The organism is Acinetobacter lactucae (assembly GCF_013344765.1).
Taxonomy (GTDB): domain Bacteria; phylum Pseudomonadota; class Gammaproteobacteria; order Pseudomonadales; family Moraxellaceae; genus Acinetobacter; species Acinetobacter lactucae_A.
Map to the genome: position 1 here is coordinate 1 of NZ_JABVBF010000260.1, position 2,721 is coordinate 2,721.

Genomic DNA, 2,721 nt, shown 5'->3' on the forward strand with positions numbered 1-2,721 from the left:
ATGTATATAAAAGCTATTCTGTCTATCAAGAAATTATATTGAATAAATAGAAAAAGTCCTCGCAAGAGGACTTTTCAATAGAGATTTAAATGAGCCAGTAATTAGAAGTTATAACGAACACTCACCGTTGCATTTCTTGGTGTTCCCCAATTCATTGAGTTGTCCCCAATACCCTCGTAATACTTCTCATCAAATATATTATCGATGTTGAATTGGAGTTTAATATTTTTATCTACCTGATAGCCAAGCATCGCACTTGCTAACACATAAGCATCTTGCTCAATACGAGAGCTACCACTGCCCGTATAGTATTTACTCTTATAATTTAAACCAAGTCCTGCACTCCATTGATCAAGTTTGTACTTAACAAATAGATTCGAAGTTGTTCGAGAGTTTGTCGTATTAACCTTGGTGCCTTTTGCATCTTTTGCTTCAAAATTAGCAATACCAAAGTTAATACCCCAATTGTCGTTAATCTCACCCTCAGCTTCAAACTCAAAACCTTTACTTTCAACACCATCCACAGCGCGATAAGCCTGCTCTGTAGTTTGCGTGCCGTTACGGACAATAAATACTCCAGGTATCGATTCAGCAAAATTAGATTGTTCTATTCGAAATACTGAAAGTGCTGTATTTAAACGCCCTCCAAACCATTCGCTCTTTAAACCGGCCTCATAACTCTTACCTGTAATCGGATCAATATATTGATCATTTACATCTTTACGTTCTTGAGGTTTGAAAATTTCTGTATAACTCGCATACACAGAATGATCTTGGGCAAAATCATAAATAGCGCCAACATATGGGGCTAATTCATTGTTAAATTCACGGTTACCTTTATCATTTTCAGACTTGTATTCCCAGTTAGATAAACGTGCACCAGCAATAATTTTCAAAGGATCCAGAATCTGAAATTTACCAGCAACATAAGCAGCGGTTTGTGTGGTTTCATTTAGCGCATTTTTACCGTTTAAAACAACAGGCTGAAGCAACTCTTGAGCCATATCATTATAGTTGAGTGGCCCACCTAAATATTTTTCAATGTCTTGGTTGGTGTTAGATCCACCAAAAATATCTTTTGTTTTTTCATTTTTATTCCAAGATCCACCAACAATGATTTCTTGAGGGCGATTAAATAACGTAAATGGTGCATTAATAAAAACATCAATATTGTTTTCTTCATTTGCAGCTTTTGCACCATATACAGAAACATAATCAATTTTATTCTTCGGATCATTCGTATTTTCTAATGGACTAGTATTTGTGGCCTTATCTACTCTTCCAGCTGTATATAGCAACATGGAGTCCGTATCTTCTTTACGGAAGGTATAAGCAATATTTAAATTAATGTCATTAAATAAATTCTGTTTTAAATTTGCAAATACTGCTGTTGTATTCACATCCCAATATGTCCAAGGTGCACTTACTGTTAAGCTTCTAGAAAAATTGGTACGAGTCCCATCAGTATAAAAAGCAGGTGTTCCGCCCCAACGAATACCATCACGATGTAACTCTTGATAAGTTGCACCAAGCGACATGCTTGTTTTATCACTCAAGTCATAATCAAGGGCACCATAAAATACATTCCGTTCTTTTTCATAAAAATCCATAAATGATTTTTCATCAGAATGCTTTACAAACATGCGACCACGCAATGTACCATCAGCATTAAGTGGTGTAGAAATATCTGCCGAACTACTCCAAGAGTTCCACGAGCCTAAAGATGTGCTGACATTACCAGTAAGCTCTTTTGAGTTTGCATGTTTTCGAATCATGTTCAGTGCCATAGCCGGGTTCCCAGCACCTGTGGTTAAACCATTAGCACCTTTTACTACCTCGATGCGATCATAAATATCTAGATCAAGATCGCTTATACTTAAGTTGGTTGTAGTCGGCATTCCATCCAGTAAGTAATAATCCACCTCAAAACCACGTGCATAAGCTCTTTGCCGTTCATCAGTACGTGAAGTTGAGACCCCCGTAATATTGTTCATTAAATCCTGAAAAGAATCGATTTTTCGATCATCTAAATATTCACGAGTTAAAACTTTGACCGATTGCGGTGTTTCACGAAGAGATAAATTTAATTTTGTAGAAGTATTTGCGCTTTTTGCGGCGTAACTGCCCGAACCTTCGGTAACTGCAGAATTTTCTTGTTGTGCTTGTACTTTTATCGTTTCTAAAGTGGCTGTTCCAGTTGTCTCATCTGCATAAGCAACTGAAGGAACAGTTAAAGCCATAGCAAATGCTAAAGGATGAGCTTTAAATGCTTTTCTAAAGGGCGGAGTGTACATAAGAAAATTCCATAATAACCAATGTGCTGTGCGAGATTCCTTAGTCTTTTGCTACTCTGCTCTTTGTTACATAGCAGCAAAAGTTCGGCACAAAAACTAACACGAATGATAATTGTTATCAACAAAATATTAATAATTATTCGCTTTTATTTAGATTGAATTATCAATCTTTTTAATTACTTATATATTTCATTCACTTCTTGACTTGTCTGATCATCAGATAATTTTTAAGTTATTGCTTATTCAACTTATTAATAAAATGTTATGCAGCAGTCTTACGATTAACTCAAAAATAACAAACTAAATACTATTTTCTTTTATATTTTATTATTCTTCTCAAATATCATAACAGAGAATAAAGGTATGGCTTGTAGTGCATAAAGTTTTAGCATTTTCTTTAGTAAGCATAGGTTTAAGTGCTTGTAAT

At 35.2% G+C, this 2,721-nt stretch carries 1 protein-coding gene; it reads right to left on the reverse strand.

What is annotated here, in order from left to right:
• Positions 1-101: 101 nt before the first annotated feature.
• Positions 102-2,294, reverse strand: a complete 2,193-nt coding sequence (locus HUN22_RS16390; RefSeq protein ID WP_368074584.1) for a TonB-dependent siderophore receptor — start codon at positions 2,292-2,294, stop codon at positions 102-104.
• Positions 2,295-2,721: the final 427 nt, after the last annotated feature.

Excerpts from the sequence above, each read along its gene's own strand:
- HUN22_RS16390 (WP_368074584.1), bottom strand. The coding sequence starts at position 2,294 with ATGTACACTCCGCCCTTTAGAAAAGCATTTAAAGCTCATCCTTTAGCA.